Raw genomic sequence first — 14,833 nt, forward strand, 5'->3', positions numbered from 1 at the left:
CTTTCTTTTTGTTCCCTTTAATTAGCCATAAACTGCTTGACCCCTTGTGATTTTGCCCCTGGGTTATCATTTCCGTATCCCTCAAGAAGATTGATAACGCCCCATACTGCCACGCCTGCTCCGATTGCGGTTACAACGGTCTTTAATCCTGTTACTGCTGATGTAAAAAATGCCATATTCAGTTACCTCGTTCTTTCCGAAAATTTATTTTTTGCAAAAAATAAGGAGCATTGCTTTCTATCCGCAAAACTCCTGTACCTCTGGACATCGTGTCCAAATGTTCCTATTCAGTTGTATCCGGGGAAATCTCCCCGCATTCAAAGGCTTCATCTACCTTTGTCTTTTCTGTGACCTTCAAGTGGTGCAGATGTTTCACATACTGTTCCATATCAAAGGCATTTTTCTTGTCATAATCGGACAGCTCTTTGTACCGCTTGTGCTTCGTTATATCGAATTTATCCGAGAAAAATGGTCTGACACCTCTAAGCTGCATAATACATTTCCCGCCATCCATGACAGCAATCTCATCTTGGCTCATCAGTTCCTTTCCGGTCTTTTGGTAATTCAGACCGTAGGACTGGCTCGTCCCCCTCGTATCCGAGGTGTTGTACAGGTCAATGGTTTCTTTCCCCAATACCTCTGCTAATTCCTTTAGGGTGGTCTTTTCCTTTCCTCCGAGAAACAGCGTAGTGTCGCAGTTGCCCTCTATGGTATCGGCATTGTCCCTGTAAATCGCTTTGAGCTGTGATTTTGACTGCAAAATAATAGAAGCTGATATTTCCCTGCTTCGGATCGTAGCAATCAGCTTCTCAAACTGTGGAATCTGCCCGATGTTCGCAAACTCATCAAGGAGCATACGCACATGAACCGGGAGCCTTCCGTTATAAACATCGTCTGCCTTGTCGCAAAGCAAATTAAAGAGCTGGGAATACATGATAGACACCACAAAGTTAAACGTAGCATCTGTATCAGAAATAATAACGAACAACGCTGTTTTTTCCTCTCCCAGCGTGTCAAGCTCCAGTTCATCATATTCCATCAGGTCACGCAGCTCTTTTATATCAAATGGTGCTAACCTCGCACCGCAGCTAATCAGAATCGACTTCGCTGTTTTTCCTGCCGCAAGCTTATATTTCTTATACTGCCTTACAGCAAAATGGTTCGGGTCTTTTTCCTCCAGCTCCTCAAAGAGCAGATCAACAGCATTTTTGAAGTTTTCATCGTCCTCTCTTGCTTCACTTGCATCAATCATATCAATCAGCATGGCGAAATTCTGTTCTTCCTCCGGTGCTTCGTACCAGATGTATGCAATCAATGCTGTATAATAGAGTTTTTCTGCTTTGACCCAAAAGTCCTCACCGGATTGCTGCCCCTCTCCTTTTGTGTTGACTATGATTGTGTTGACGAGTTTCAAAATGTCCTTTTCGCTCCGCAGATAAGCAAATGGATTATAATGCATGGATTTTGCAAAGTTTATGGTGTTGAGGACTTTAATCTTATACTTGCCCCGCTTCAGCATCTTCCCACATTCCACTAAGATTGTGCCTTTCGGGTCAGTGACGCAATAGGACGAGTGCATCTGCATCAGGTTCGGCTTCACGAAAAATCTTGTTTTACCGGAGCCGGAACCGCCAATCACAAGAATATTTTTATTTCTTGCATACTTCGGTTCTTTCGGTCTGCCGGACATCATCAGACGCTCCGTAGCGGTCAGAAGAATATTATTTTCAAATACAGAATCCATATATGGCTCTATATCTTTGGCATTCCCCCACCGTGCAGAACCGTATTCCACACCCTGCCGGAATTTCTTGGCATTCTTCGCCTTATAATAAACAATGAATTTTAAGGCAACGCCTCCGGCGATTCCAATCAGCAAATCACTCAGAAAAAAACTGGGGAACGGATTGGAAAACATCCTGTCCATTTGGCTCATTACTACCATCATCTTGTCAGACGCATTACTGCCCTCTGCCACTCTCCATAAAAATGCTGCCTTATTACAGAAGTACCCGGCAAGCACATAGGGAAGATTCAGCAGTATCAGCTTTTTAACATCTGCACTTTTTGCTTTTTCCTTCAGCTTTTTGGGGACAGCATTTAAATCTTTGGTAATGCCTGCTATGATATTAGTCATAGGCTCTGCCCCCTGTCCTTATTCTTTTCCCGGCTCCGTTCTTTGTTCTGATCCTTTGATACCACATCCCGGAAATGCTTTAATTTCTGCCTTACAGAAGTCCTACTGTTCTTTTTCTCATTTCCATAAACAAATTCCTTAAATGCCTGTGCCACAGCATCGGCATCCCTGCCCTTGAAAAATACCAGATACTTCGGTGGCTCGGTGGTCTTATCCTTTTTCACAGCAAAATCAACATTGTATTTACGAGCTACCCGCTCAAAGGATTTGATATTGCCATCTGTGATTTCAATGGATGAAGCACCTGCACCCTCGCCCACCAGTTCCTTAACCGACACTTTCCCATGCGTTTTCTGTGCCTGTTTTCTGCAATGATTCAGATACATTCTCATGGCAGATTTCAGGATATTGGCATCCAGCTTTGCAGCCTTAATCACAAGGGCGATTGTTTTCTGCGTTACTTCTTCCTGCATCTGTACCTCCTTCTTTCCTTTTTACTGCTGTTCCTTCAGGGCGGAACAAGCAGCCGATGTAGTAAATATTTCATGTTCTCTCCTTTCCGCTTCTGGACATCGTGTCCAAAAATTCTGATTTACAGGCAGCCTGCTCTGATACAGTCCTCGTACTCCCTTAATGCTTCCTCTGTATCTGCATCCACAGATAACTGGATACGAACAAAATCATGCAGCGTTCCCGCTAAAAGAAAATCCTTATAAAGCCGCCCAAAATCCTCAACAAACTTCTTTATCAAATGTTCCGGATCATCTCCAGCATGATATTGTACATAAATCTGACTTCTGCCTGTGTTTCCCAGCATATCCGTCAACTGATACGTCAGCTCTCCTGTCTGCTTGACCGAAATCTGAATCAGATTGTAATTCTTTCTCAATTTAAAATAGCTACTATGATACTCCGACGTTATTGTGATGTTTGGATTTTCTTCCAGTTCCATCACAACATCTGCCAGTTTTCCCAATAACGCTGCGGCTGCTTTTTTCTGAAATTCTCTCTTTTTCATTTCATCTGACCTCCATCCGGCTTCTGGACATCGTGTCCAAAAGCAATAAAAAAGGGCAGCTACAAATCTTTCGACTCATAACTGCCCTGACGCTGTTTTCTGTTTTTCCATGCCCTATTCCTTATATCGAATGACAGGGCACTGTTTTTGTTTATTTCCTATTTTTCTCCGCTCCAAGGCAAACACCATATCTCCGGTTCGCTCAAAAAAGCCGATGTCCTTTTTCCAGCTCATTCCACATTTGCAATGCTGCAAACCAATAAACTGCTGTTTCATTCTCCTGCCGCATACCGGACACCGCTTATTACTGCTTCCCTTTTTCTTTTTCGGCACATCCTCCTTTTTCTCCTTCGGCGGCTTTTCTTCCGGTATCCCATTTTCCGCAATACGAAGCTCATATCGTGGCAATTTTAAAAGATATGCTCGGTAAACCTCTTCATACGGAACCCAGATTGCAAGAGATTTCAGTTTTTCATAAATCCGGTCAATAATCTGCTTTGCTACCTCCTCATTTGGTATCTCTCCATTTTCCTTATAGAAAATGCAGGTTTCCCGAAACATCCAGTCTGCTATTTTCATCTTCTGCTTCTGTTTTAAATCCTTATAGGTCTTATTCGGCTGTTTCTGCTGTTTATATGCCAGTGAATGATGATTTGGTTTCATACAATCCCTCTTTCGGACAAATTCTGTTCAAAGCCATTATAACAAAATTTATGCCTGTATCAAATATTTCCGGTACATTTATTTCAACAGCATAACCGTACACATCTGTGCATGGAACAGACCATTCTCCACCGTAACATTATCAAGCAGCAATGCCTGAAACAACACATTCCTCACATTTTCAAGACTGACGATTTTCTGTTCATTCTCCGGCAGATGTACAAACTCCACACCGTCCTCCACAGCAGATTTTCTTGCGGCTTCACAATGAGTAAAAAGTCCCAGAATATACTTATTTGACATGGCAAAAGCATAGGTTTTCTGTCCATCATATACAATCTGGTACTTCTCCGCTGCTCCTTCCGGCAGACTGAAAACGCACTGCACTATTTCTAAACAAACCTTACCTGCATAGTCCGGTTTCAGTTTATTTTTATAGCGTTGTATTTTCCACTGGATTTCACTACGCTCCACAGGGGAATGGGTACGCTTAAACTGAATTTTCCGGCACAACATATCCAAATCCATATACACGTTATTTCCTACAAGATGCTCCGTATATCCTCTATATTCCCCCAACCGCAACAAATACGAAAGCACCTCATTCAGCTTTTCCTCTGATTCTATGAACTGAAACGGTTTTTCTCCAAATTCCAGATATTCAAACTGTAATGGGCAGCTCCCTTTCTCTATCTCCCGTTCCATAACTCTTTTTACATCTCGTAATGATTCCATTTTGCTCCTTTCCGCTTCTGGACATCGTGTCCAAAAGCAATAAAAAAAGGGCAGCTACAAATCTTTCAATTCATAACTGCCCTGACGCTGTTTTATTTCAGTTCTATTTCTGCCATTTTTGCAAATACTGCTTTTTGCTCTAAAAGCTCTTTCTGTTTTTCCTCCGGCAGACATTTGAAGATTTCCTCATATCCCATTTCCAGCATCGGCGTTCCCTTTGCGAAGAGATAGAGCCGGGTATCAAGCCATTCCTGCCATAAGTCCTCAAACATACTCTCACTGTCTGTATAGGTTATAACATCATTAAATCCATACTCCGGTGTGTAATATTGCAGCTTCACAAAACCGTACCGTCCTACATCCAATACCAAAATGCTTTCCAGCTCATACAGTTCTGCATAGGCTGCGGCAACCTTTTTGCACCGTTCCCGTTCTATGTCTGTAATGTAACTTTTCTCCACAGTTGCAAACCTCCTGTTTCGAGGCATCGTGCTGCCTCTTATTCAATCTTCCGTGTTTCTATTTCAAAAACACTTCCGTCCCTTGTTTTTATTGTAAAAATATTTGCGGCATCAGAGGTATCTATATCCTCAATCCCTAAAGCCACATCATTTTCATCTAATACTTCGTATAGCTGATCCTTAAACTCATTATGTTCCATAACTTTTTACTCTCCTTGTATGTTTTATGGTGCGTACACGCACCATATTATTATATGTTTCATGCACTTAGAATACAAGTGTGGAAAGGAGCTTTCAGTATGATTAAATACGATCCGCTTTGGCGTACGCTAAAGGAAAAAGGAATCAGCCAGTACCAGCTTATCAAAGATTATGGCATTGATAAAGCACAGCTTCAGCGGCTTCGGCAGAACCTTGTTGTAAAAACGCTTATTTTAAACAGGCTTTGCCAGATACTTAACTGCCGGATTGAAGAGATTATGGAATACGTCCCGGATGATAATTAAAGGTGTTGTTCTGATTGATGAACAATGCCTTTTTCATTTTCGCTTTTCATCTGCACCTTTGGACATCGTGTCCAGAAGTATCACTGATTATCTTTATTATCTCCATCAGCACCATAACCATTCTCAGAATTACAACCACACCGCCAATCAGACCACCTACAATACAGTTCAGTGCCAGTATTCCTATACTTCCTGCAATTCCGAAATTTTTTGGTATGAGAATCATACACATTTTTCTGATCCCATAAGGACAGCCGACCAGTACCCAATACAGGAAAAAATCAAATCCTTCTGCTTTTCTGCAAATCGGATAACAGGTTATCATCCAAACTGCCAGCAACGATACCGGAAGCACAATTTTAACCAATATTCTTTTCATTCCAGCCACCTCCGTACATATCATGCTGTACCTCCTGCTGATAATAATGATTCATCGTTGAGGGTGCATTATAAAGAGCTGTTACCATATATGCCTTGATATTTGCAATTTTCGTAGTTGTTTCCTGCATACATCCTATCACATATTCCAAATGGGAGCTATTCAGTTTGAGGAACTTTGATTTTACAAGCTCATATGGATAATCATTTCCACCGATTTTAACAGTCTTATGCTTCACACATACAATCTCGCAGATTACCTCATACAATTCCTCATACAGCCCTTTGTCCTGCCATCTGCCATATTTCATGTGATGTTCGTACTCAATATTCTCTTTGATGATTTCCATGTAAGCATTGACATCTTCCATCACATCAATCTCCCCTTCCAACTCACTGCCGGATTGATTGATAGGATTGATATAATTCCTATCAATATTACTCTGGTTAGTATGATTATAGTTAGTATAATTAGGGTCTGCTTTTTGAACTTCCGCAAGTTCAGATATTGTACTTCTTGAAGTAAAATTTTTAGACTTCTGGAAGTCTGCTTTTTGAACCTCTTGAAGTTCAGTTTCTGAACTTCTGGAAGTATAACTTTTAGAACTCTTGAGGTTCAAATCCTGAACTTCTGTGGAAACATCAGCATTTGCAGGCGTTTCTTCTTCTGCTTCTCCTATTGTGGCAAAATTCTTTACATAAATAATATCCGGTTTTCCAAGTCCCCTGCGTTTCTTTTCGATCAATCCTATCCCATTATCACTGTCCAACTCTTTCATAATCTTAACACAGGTTGCTTTTGCACATCCCAAATCCTCCATGACATTATCAAGAGTATAAATGATATAGGCTCTGTTTTCTTCATCCAACCAGCCATTTTTCATAGACAGTGACATACGGTCAAGCATCAGACCGTACAGGAGCTTGGCATCGCTGCTAAGCCCCTTGAAACGCTCGTCTTTAATCAGCAACCGAGGAACACGATAAAAGGAAAACTGTTCTGCTTCAATCCCATAGTAATAATCAAACTGTATCTGTTTACCCATTTTACCGCACCCCCTTTACTGTTTCTTCTGCCATTCCTCCAATAATTGCAGGATAATCCCCTCAATCTCTTCGCTGGAGTATTCCTCTGAAAAAAACTGGCTGATTTTTTCAGACTTGATTGTAACTTTCCTCTCTTTCGGCTTTTCCTCGGTCAGTATCAGACGCACCATCGGCAGCGTCAGTTCGCCGCTTTTCCCATATTCCTTCAGCTTGGCAGACTGTACTGTGGAAATATTTGCTCCGCTTTCCTCAAGGATTACCAGCACCCACTGTTGTGCATCTTCCGACAGAAAGGAAATGTCAACACCCTGTACCAGACCGATTTTCTTTCTGTCAACCAACTCTAGCAGCTCATCGGACAGCCTTGCAAGCCAGATATACCGTTGCACCGTCTTTCCGCTTTCTCCGGCAGCTTCTCCTACCTCGTCAAGCGTATTTCCGTTTCCTTTTCTGCCCTGATGCTTCATAGCCTCGTATTTCATGGCATAAGCTTTCGCCTTCTCACTTGGCAGAATGTCCTCACGCTGAATGTTGGAATCCACCATGATAATCGTAGCTTCATCGTCTGTATAATTGCGGACTATCACAGGCATATCCTCTTTTCCTGCCCGTTCTGAACCTCGTTTTCTGCGGTGTCCGGCTATGATTTCATAGCCACCCTCTGCCCTCGGTCTTGCAATTCCCGGTACGAGCACCCCATACTTACTGATGCTTTCCGTTGTTTCTTCCATTTTTTCATCGTCCAGTACACGGAACGGATGATTTCTAAACTCATGCAAATCCGTGAGCTTGGCTCTGATAATCTGCTCTTCGCTCCCTGTCTTTTCTTCTGCATTTCCAAATAAATCATCATAACTGCTTAATTTTACCTTTGCGGCACTTCCTGCTTTACTCATTCCCAAGCACCTCCTCCGTCAAAGACTGATAAGCAGCGGCTACTTTGCCTTTCGGATCATGTTCGTAGATACTGACACCCTCTGCGGAAATCTCTGCCGCACGGACGGAAATGGGAATACTGTTTTCAAATATCCGCACCTTGCTACCGTAATTCTCCACCAGTAATGCAGTAATGTCCTTTGCATAATTGGTTCGAGCATCCACCATTGTCAGCAGAATCCCCTCAATCATCAGCTTCGGGTTAATCTGTCTCCTGACCTTTCCTATGGTCTTAATAAGCTGCTGCAACCCTTTTGCCGGAAGATATGCCGCCTGCACTGGAATCAGAATACTGTCCGCACAGGCAAAAGCGTTTATAGTAATCATGCCGAGAGAGGGCATACAGTCAATCAGAATATAATCATAATTATCCTTTACCAGCTCTATGTAGGAACGCATCACAAGCTCTCTGCTCATCACATTTACAAGTGATACTTCCAGACCGGAAAGCTCAATGTTTCCCGGCATCAGGTCAATTCCCTCTTTGTGTTTCAGGATACCATAATCCGCTTCCATATCTTCATCATTGATGATATTGCCAAGTGCTGTTGCAAGTGTTTCCTCTAGCTTGTCCGGCTCTGTGAAGCCAAGACTGTCTGTCAGACTGCCCTGTGCATCGGCATCAATCAGCAGGACTTTCTTGCCCTGTTTTGCCAATCCTATGCCTAAATTACTGGTTGTGGTGGTCTTGCCCACACCACCTTTTTGGTTTGCGATTGCGATTATTTTACACATGATAGATTCTCCTTTGTTTTCTGCTATTTTTCTGCTACGTTTCTTTTCTTTACTTCTACATACGCCCTGTAAAATTTCTTCGTTCCCTTATTCGGATACATCTCGGAAAACTCCGTTACTTCCACTTTCGGATTCCTCTGCAAAATCTTTCCGAACCACTTAATATCATTCTTTGTTCCCATCAATCTGACTTTTAACATTAGTCTGTTCCTCCCAATAAGGCATACAGCTTATGGTTGTATGTGGCATATTCCGGATACCGAATCTGAATTGCCTGCCAGAAATATGGTGCATAAGCACAGCAGAATATTTCCTCCACCGTGTACTGCCTGCACTCGTCCACCTGTTCTTCTGCATCTTCATAATCGGAAACACTTGGTGTTCCATTGCAATACAGATTGAATGCCATTCTGATCACTCTCACACTTCCACTGGTCTGCCAGCCTTCGTGTAAACACTCTGTTATTACGCATCCTGTTTTGAAATCATAAATTCTGTAAACATTTCTTCTGGTATCATCGCTGATCCCAAGACAATAGCAGAGTGCCTTGTGGTAAACATCCTGATACCGGACTTCCTTTAACTTCTCGTAGTAGAATTTCTCATGTGCATCGCTGATAAAAATAATCTTTTCTTCCTTTTTGGTTTCTGCTCCTAACGCTGTACTTGTCATAATAGAACCCTCCTTGTGTTATTTTGATTTTGTTTTGACCATAACAACAGAAAAAGGACACTCTCCGTTTTATTGGAAAATGTCCTTTTAATAGCATTCAACTATTAAGTTTTGAAAGGTTCTGATTTCTAAAACATCCCTTTTCAGTCCATATTAGTCCACCGAATGACACAAATTTGATGTCAATTTGATGTCAAACACTCGATAAACTCATAAAAGTCTATGGATTTTCTGATTCTTAGTACAACTTCGCACCTGCCGGAATCCGGTCATTCACCATGAGAAGATTTAATCCCTCATGTCCATCTTCCTCGTGTACTGCTGAAATCAGCATACCCTCGGAATCAATGCCCATCATCTTTCTCGGAGGCAAATTTACGATTGCAATCGCTGTCTTGCCAATCAGATCTTCTGGCTCGTAATACTCGTGAATACCGCTTAAAATCGTGCGTTTCCGGTCTGTTCCGTCATCCAGAGTGAACTTTAAAAGCTTCTTTGACTTCGGTACTGCTTCACATTCCAGAATCTTTACTGCACGGAAATCAGCCTTTGCAAAGGTATCGAAATCAATCATTTCTTCAAACAATGGTTCGATTTTTACGTTGGAGAAATCAATCTTTTCTGCAACCTTTTCCTCTGCCACAGCAGCATTTTCTACTGCCTTTTCAGCCTTCCCTTCGCCCTTCTTAGCGTCTAAGGACTTCATTGTCGGGAACAGCAGTACGTCACGGATTGCCTGGGAATCGGTCAGCAGCATAACCAGACGGTCGATACCGTATCCGATACCACCTGTCGGCGGCATACCGATCTCCAGTGCATTCAGGAAGTCTTCATCCGTATGATTTGCTTCCTCATCGCCAGCAGCAAACGCCTCTTCCTGTGCTTTGAAACGTTCTCTCTGATCGATCGGATCATTTAACTCAGAGTATGCGTTACACATCTCGCGGCCGTAGATATACATCTCGAAGCGCTCAACCAGCTCCGGATTGGACGGTTTTCTCTTGGTCAGCGGAGATACCTCAACCGGGTGATCCATAACGAAGGTCGGCTGAATCATCTTCTCCTCGCAGAACTCCTCGAAGAACAGGTTGATGATATCACCCTTCTTATGGCGCTCCTCAAATACAACATTGTGCTCTCTTGCGATTGCCTTTGCTTCCTCGTCAGTTTTAACAGTGTTGAAATCAACGCCGGAGTATTTCTTAACTGCATCGATCATGGTGATGCGCTCGAACGGCTTGGACATATCAATCACAGTGCCGTTATAGCTGATGACAGAACTTCCGCAGACTTTCTCAGCCAGGTAGCGGAACATACTCTCGGTCAGTTCCATCATGCCCTCGTAGTCGGTGTATGCCTGATACAGCTCCATCAGGGTAAATTCCGGGTTGTGACGGGTATCAACACCCTCGTTACGGAATACACGGCCAATCTCGTAAACACGCTCTAAGCCGCCTACGATCAGTCTCTTTAAGTAGAGTTCCAGAGAAATACGCAGTTTTACATCTTCATCCAGAGCATTATAATGGGTCTCAAACGGACGTGCAGCCGCACCGCCGGCATTAGCTACCAGCATCGGAGTCTCCACTTCCATAAATCCGCGTCCATCCAGGAAATTGCGGATCTCCTTGAGGATCTGAGAACGTTTTACAAAGGTGTCTTTTACTTCCGGATTCATGATGAGATCCACATATCTCTGACGATAACGGATATCCGTGTTGGTCAGTCCGTGAAATTTCTCCGGCAGAATCTGCAGACTCTTGGACAGCAGTACGATGGACTCTGCGTGAACGGAGATCTCTCCCATCTTGGTGCGGAATACGGTACCTTTGATTCCGACAATATCACCGATATCCATCTTCTTGAAATCTTTATAAGCCTCTTCGCCTACGCTGTCTCTGGCAACATAAGACTGGATATTGCCCTTTAAATCCTGCACATTGCAGAAAGATGCCTTACCCATCACACGTTTGGACATCATACGTCCTGCGATCGTAACCTCTTTGCCATCCATCTGCTCAAAGTTATCCTTGATCTCGCTGCTGTGTGCAGTTACATCAAATTTTGTAATCTGGAACGGATCCTTTCCGTTGTCCTGAAGGTCTTTCAGTTTCTCGCGGCGCACCTTTAATAACTGATTTAAGTCCTTCTCCTCGTTCTTATTCTGCTGATTCTGCTCTGCCACTTTCTCTTTCACTCCTTCGTCTCTTTATGATACTCGCTGGATGTCCAGGATCTTGTACTGGATAACGCCCGCCTGTGTCTCTACGTCTACGGTCTCGCCAGCTTTCTTGCCAAGCAGGGCACGACCAACCGGAGACTCGTTGGAGATCTTACCATCTAAGCTGTTTGCCTCGGTGGAACCTACGATCTTAAATTCCATCTCTTCATCCTCTTCGACATCCAGTACCTTTACCTGGCATCCGATGCTGATCTTATCCAGATCGATCTCATCCTCAACAACAACCTCTGCGTTTTTCAACAGTTTCTCAAGGTCTACGATTCTTGCCTCGATGTCTCTCTGTTCATCTTTTGCTGCATCATACTCAGCGTTCTCAGACAGGTCGCCCTGCTCTCTCGCCTCTTTGATCTTCTGTGCAATCTCCTGGCGTTTATTTACTTTCAGATCATGAAGTTCATCTTCATACTTTTTCAGTCCTGTGTAAGTTAAAATGTTCTTCTTTTCTGCCATGACAGCTATCCTTCCTTCTATCGATTCATCATTGAATCCCCTAATAATTGCATCGCACTATTATACATGATTCTTGGTGTAATGTCAAGAATCACAAAGTGCCATAATGGCTTTAAAAACAAGGGAAAATCCTACATTTTCGTGCTTTTTCTGTGCCTTCCGATTTCGTCCACCCATGTAACACAACCATCGTTTTGATTCCACACATTCATCCTTCTCTTAAATTCTCTCATCCACCAGCCGTTCCAGCTCCTCCAGCGTCTCCACCTGATTTATATCATTGCGAAGCGCCGACGAATGTGGAAATCCTGCCGTATACCATGCCACGTGCTTACGCATCTCCCGCATTGCGATCTCCTCGCCGCGAAATTCCGTCTGAAGCGTCCCATGGCGGACAATCATCCTCTTTACTTCCTCCGCAGTCGGCGGCGGCAGAAGTTCTCCGGTTTTCAGATAGTGGAGAATCCGTTTAAACAGCCATGGATTTCCTTTCGCGCCGCGCGCCACCATGATGCCGTCGCAGCCGGTTTCTTCCTTCATTCTCTTGGCATCTTCCGGTGTAAATACATCACCGTTTCCCCAGACCGGGATTGAAACCGCCTCTTTGACCTGACGGATAATGTCCCAGTCCGCCTTTCCGGAATAATACTGCTCTCTCGTCCGTCCATGCACGGCTACCGCCGCCACGCCGCAGCTCTCTGCCATCTTCGCAAACTCAACCGCATTGATATTCGAATCATTAAATCCCTTGCGGAATTTGACCGTAACCGGTTTATGAAGTTTCTTTACCATCGCCGTCAAAATCTGCTCTGCCAGCTTCGGATCCTTCATCAGTGCCGAACCTTCGCCGTTATTGACAATCTTTGGCACCGGACAACCCATGTTGACGTCGATGATGGCATACGGTCCTTCCTCCAGCTGCAGCGCCATCTCGCTCATGATCTCCGGATCTGAGCCAAACAGCTGCACCGCAACCGACTCTTCTTCCGGCCGCGTCTCTAATAACGGCTTTGTATTGCGGTTCTTATAAAGAAGCGCCTTCGCGCTGACCATCTCCGTGTACATCAAACCACATCCCTGCTCCTTACAGAGCAAACGGAACGGCAGATCCGTCACACCTGCCATCGGCGCAAGGGCGATTGCATTTTTTAATTCTACGTTTCCAATCTTCATTTTATTTCTAATCTTCCTGATACCGTTCCATCTGCTCGTCGTCTAACAGTTCGTCCGCCGGGATTCCCAGCACCTTCACCTTATAATACAGCTCCAGCGATTCCAGCAGCTCACGCTTCTCCGCCTGATACTGCTTGATTTTAAGCGCGCTTCCGATCTCGTCAAAGAGGTAATCATTCTCCTCCGCCTCAACCTTAAACTGCAGTCTGCCATCCGGCATAAACTCCAGCAAAATAATACCGCCGATGTCCTCTGTGTACATAACACACATGATCTGCAATTCCTGCTTAATTGACTCCGGCAGCCCCGAAAACTGCTCATTCAGATAATATTTTTCCACATACGAATTCGCACCGCAGAGTACGGTGGAGTCCCCATCTGTATTGGGATTCTGCATTTCTGCCATTTTCTTGCACCTCCATCTGTTTCATTTTCCATTGCCCACAAACAGGGCTGACGCACGAACGGAGAGCAGGCTCTCCCTTTATCCCTGAGAAGCCTGTTCTCCGTTCATATGCCAGCCCATCTCACAAGCAGCCATCAAATTCCTTAACGAATCAGCAGCTTACTAATCTCATACTGATCTTCCGGAATATCCTTCTTCATATTCAGCGCCTCCTGAATATCAAAATCCAGGAACTCGCCGTGCTTATACGCTACCACGCGGTTGGTCTTTCCTTTTTCCAGCAGTTCCACCGCCTTGGCGCCCATGATGGACGCATAGACGCGGTCTTTACAGGTCGGCGCGCCGCCTCGCTGCATATAACCAAGGATCGTCGCACGTGTCTCGATGCCGGTTGCCGCCTCGATTCGCTTCGCCATCGACGCGGAATGTCCGATGCCCTCGGCATTAATGATAATATGATGTCTCTTGCCGCGTTTCCGGTTATCGATGATGCGGTTGATCAGCATCTGCTCATTGCCATCGTACCGCTCCGGAAGCAGAATATCCTCGGCGCCGTTAGCGATACCGCACCACAGGGCGATATATCCCGCGTGGCGTCCCATAACCTCGATGATACTGCAGCGCTCATGGGAGGTGGAAGTATCTCTTACCTTATCGATCGCCTCCATCGCCGTGTTGATCGCGGTATCAAACCCGATTGTATAATCGGTGCAGGCAATATCCAGATCGATCGTGCCCGGAAGACCTACCGTATTGATTCCCAGCGCGGATAACTTTCCGGCGCCGCGGTAGGAACCATCGCCGCCGATGACGACCAGACCGTCAATGTTGTGCTTGCGGCAGATTTCTGCGCCGCGCTTCTGACCTTCCTCGGTCATAAATTCCGGACAGCGGGCTGTGTATAAGATCGTACCGCCACGGCCAATCGTATCTGCCACGCTGGTTCCGTCCATGTCCACAATCTCTTCCTGCAAAAGTCCAGCGTAACCACGCATGATACCTTTTACCTTCATGCCCTTGTTGATCGCAGTCCGGACCACCGCACGGATCGCTGCATTCATACCCGGCGCATCGCCGCCGCTTGTCAGTACACCAATCGTTTTAACCTCTTTTGCCATCGCTTATTCCTCCGTCCTAAGGCTTTCCGCTTCACATCCCCAACCGTGAACCAGCCGTTTTATTTTCGAATCTTTTGACCCTTCTGATACCAAATTGTTCTGCACTGCGTGCTACCACAATTTTCAAACAATTTTATTGTAATTCATTTTATAGG

Annotated in this window: 19 protein-coding genes and 1 pseudogene; 1 reads left to right on the forward strand and 19 read right to left on the reverse strand. The window is 44.5% G+C overall.

The features are described from left to right. Positions 1-23: 23 nt before the first annotated feature. The 8 genes and pseudogenes from DXB70_RS13350 to DXB70_RS14200 form a co-directional block, all read right to left on the reverse strand. A pseudogene (locus DXB70_RS13350) lies at positions 24-176 on the reverse strand (Maff2 family protein); the annotation flags it as partial. A gap of 107 nt (positions 177-283) precedes the next feature. Beyond that, complete coding sequence (locus DXB70_RS13355) at positions 284-2,137, reverse strand: VirD4-like conjugal transfer protein, CD1115 family (protein WP_118492350.1); 1,854 nt, start codon at positions 2,135-2,137, stop codon at positions 284-286. After that, positions 2,134-2,610, reverse strand: a complete 477-nt coding sequence (locus DXB70_RS13360; RefSeq protein ID WP_002596311.1) for a PcfB family protein — start codon at positions 2,608-2,610, stop codon at positions 2,134-2,136. The genes DXB70_RS13355 and DXB70_RS13360 overlap by 4 nt, the downstream gene beginning before the upstream one ends. A gap of 119 nt (positions 2,611-2,729) precedes the next feature. Beyond that, a complete protein-coding gene (locus DXB70_RS13365) occupies positions 2,730-3,155 on the reverse strand; it encodes a hypothetical protein (RefSeq protein ID WP_002596310.1) in 426 nt (141 codons plus the stop codon). Between the two features lie 114 nt (positions 3,156-3,269). Beyond that, positions 3,270-3,818, reverse strand: a complete 549-nt coding sequence (locus DXB70_RS13370; protein ID WP_002596309.1) for a hypothetical protein — start codon at positions 3,816-3,818, stop codon at positions 3,270-3,272. A 78-nt stretch (positions 3,819-3,896) separates the two neighbouring features. Then, complete coding sequence (locus tag DXB70_RS13375; RefSeq protein WP_002596308.1) at positions 3,897-4,553, reverse strand: hypothetical protein; 657 nt, start codon at positions 4,551-4,553, stop codon at positions 3,897-3,899. A gap of 92 nt (positions 4,554-4,645) precedes the next feature. Continuing rightward, entirely contained in the window at positions 4,646-5,014 is a 369-nt protein-coding gene (locus DXB70_RS13380) for a hypothetical protein (RefSeq protein WP_014081156.1), read from the reverse strand. 38 nt (positions 5,015-5,052) lie between these two features. Continuing rightward, positions 5,053-5,214, reverse strand: a complete 162-nt coding sequence (locus tag DXB70_RS14200) for a hypothetical protein (RefSeq protein WP_002596306.1) — start codon at positions 5,212-5,214, stop codon at positions 5,053-5,055. 99 nt (positions 5,215-5,313) lie between these two features. On the opposite strand from DXB70_RS14200, the gene DXB70_RS13385 reads away from it, so the two are divergent. After that, positions 5,314-5,520 carry a helix-turn-helix transcriptional regulator gene (locus tag DXB70_RS13385; RefSeq protein ID WP_002596305.1) on the forward strand — a complete coding sequence of 69 codons (207 nt, stop codon included), beginning with the start codon at positions 5,314-5,316 and terminating at the stop codon, positions 5,518-5,520. Positions 5,521-5,566: 46 nt separating this feature from the next. On the opposite strand, the gene DXB70_RS13390 is transcribed toward DXB70_RS13385, so the two are convergent. The 11 genes from DXB70_RS13390 to pfkA form a co-directional block, all read right to left on the reverse strand. Beyond that, positions 5,567-5,899 carry a DUF6050 family protein gene (locus DXB70_RS13390; RefSeq protein ID WP_038259775.1) on the reverse strand — a complete coding sequence of 111 codons (333 nt, stop codon included), beginning with the start codon at positions 5,897-5,899 and terminating at the stop codon, positions 5,567-5,569. Next, the gene (locus DXB70_RS13395; RefSeq protein WP_014081158.1) at positions 5,880-6,944 is read right to left on the reverse strand and encodes a DUF6017 domain-containing protein; all 1,065 of its coding nucleotides are present in this window, start codon (positions 6,942-6,944) and stop codon (positions 5,880-5,882) included. The genes DXB70_RS13390 and DXB70_RS13395 overlap by 20 nt, the downstream gene beginning before the upstream one ends. 15 nt (positions 6,945-6,959) lie before the next feature. Continuing rightward, positions 6,960-7,841, reverse strand: coding sequence for a ParB/RepB/Spo0J family partition protein (locus DXB70_RS13400; protein ID WP_002596302.1), 882 nt, complete (start codon positions 7,839-7,841; stop codon positions 6,960-6,962). Next, positions 7,834-8,616, reverse strand: a complete 783-nt coding sequence (locus DXB70_RS13405; RefSeq protein WP_002596301.1) for an AAA family ATPase — start codon at positions 8,614-8,616, stop codon at positions 7,834-7,836. Before DXB70_RS13405 ends, DXB70_RS13400 begins: the two co-directional genes overlap by 8 nt. A 23-nt stretch (positions 8,617-8,639) precedes the next feature. After that, positions 8,640-8,816, reverse strand: coding sequence for a hypothetical protein (locus DXB70_RS14205; protein WP_002596300.1), 177 nt, complete (start codon positions 8,814-8,816; stop codon positions 8,640-8,642). Next, complete coding sequence (locus DXB70_RS13410) at positions 8,816-9,289, reverse strand: DUF6075 family protein (RefSeq protein WP_002596299.1); 474 nt, start codon at positions 9,287-9,289, stop codon at positions 8,816-8,818. Before DXB70_RS13410 ends, DXB70_RS14205 begins: the two co-directional genes overlap by 1 nt. A 238-nt stretch (positions 9,290-9,527) precedes the next feature. Then, positions 9,528-11,474 (reverse strand): lysine--tRNA ligase, encoded by a 1,947-nt coding sequence (gene lysS / locus DXB70_RS13415; protein ID WP_118673468.1) that lies wholly within the window; start codon positions 11,472-11,474, stop codon positions 9,528-9,530. A 24-nt stretch (positions 11,475-11,498) separates the two neighbouring features. After that, positions 11,499-11,981 carry a transcription elongation factor GreA gene (gene greA, locus DXB70_RS13420; RefSeq protein WP_107001044.1) on the reverse strand — a complete coding sequence of 161 codons (483 nt, stop codon included), beginning with the start codon at positions 11,979-11,981 and terminating at the stop codon, positions 11,499-11,501. Between the two features lie 219 nt (positions 11,982-12,200). After that, positions 12,201-13,154 carry a tRNA dihydrouridine synthase DusB gene (dusB, locus tag DXB70_RS13425; RefSeq protein ID WP_118673464.1) on the reverse strand — a complete coding sequence of 318 codons (954 nt, stop codon included), beginning with the start codon at positions 13,152-13,154 and terminating at the stop codon, positions 12,201-12,203. A 7-nt stretch (positions 13,155-13,161) separates the two neighbouring features. Next, a complete protein-coding gene (locus tag DXB70_RS13430) occupies positions 13,162-13,560 on the reverse strand; it encodes a DUF6145 family protein (protein ID WP_022359305.1) in 399 nt (132 codons plus the stop codon). Positions 13,561-13,703: 143 nt separating this feature from the next. Continuing rightward, complete coding sequence (gene pfkA, locus DXB70_RS13435; protein ID WP_022359304.1) at positions 13,704-14,678, reverse strand: 6-phosphofructokinase; 975 nt, start codon at positions 14,676-14,678, stop codon at positions 13,704-13,706. Positions 14,679-14,833: the final 155 nt, after the last annotated feature.

The sequence above is a fragment of the Clostridium sp. OM05-5BH genome (assembly GCF_003481505.1).
In the GTDB taxonomy this organism is placed as follows: domain Bacteria; phylum Bacillota; class Clostridia; order Lachnospirales; family Lachnospiraceae; genus Otoolea; species Otoolea fessa.